Source organism: Devosia soli (genome assembly GCF_000970455.1).
Lineage (GTDB): Bacteria > Pseudomonadota > Alphaproteobacteria > Rhizobiales > Devosiaceae > Devosia > Devosia soli.
Window position 1 is genome coordinate 1 of sequence record NZ_LAJG01000046.1, and the last position, 434, is coordinate 434.

At 57.1% G+C, this 434-nt stretch carries 2 pseudogenes; one reads left to right on the forward strand and one right to left on the reverse strand.

Annotated elements, in window-relative coordinates:
* Window positions 1-258 (forward strand): annotated as a pseudogene (locus VW35_RS21695) (pyrimidine utilization protein A); the annotation flags it as partial.
* On the opposite strand, the pseudogene VW35_RS21700 reads toward VW35_RS21695, so the two are convergent.
* A pseudogene (locus VW35_RS21700) lies at window positions 177-434 on the reverse strand (pyrimidine utilization protein A); the annotation flags it as partial. The pseudogenes VW35_RS21695 and VW35_RS21700 overlap by 82 nt on opposite strands.

A 434-nucleotide genomic window follows, 5' to 3' on the forward strand; every position in this document is an offset into this window, starting at 1 on the left:
TTCGCATATAACTTCCAGAGCGCCGGTGCCGGCATCAACAACACGGCCAATGCCGGCGACAATGCCAAGCGTCCCCTTGAGGTTACAAAGCCCTATGGCCGCAAGGTCGGCGCCTATACCCTTCTCATGGTCATCGACGATCGCACCGACGAAATGGCCTTCGAAAAGTGGGAACACTACAAGAAGGGCACAGACCTCGAAGCAATCGCCTGGTCGCGCGACCAGGCGATTGCTTCGAGGTCTGTGCCCTTCTTGTAGTGTTCCCACTTTTCGAAGGCCATTTCGTCGGTGCGATCGTCGATGACCATGAGAAGGGTATAGGCGCCGACCTTGCGGCCATAGGGCTTTGTAACCTCAAGGGGACGCTTGGCATTGTCGCCGGCATTGGCCGTGTTGTTGATGCCGGCACCGGCGCTCTGGAAGTTATATGCGAA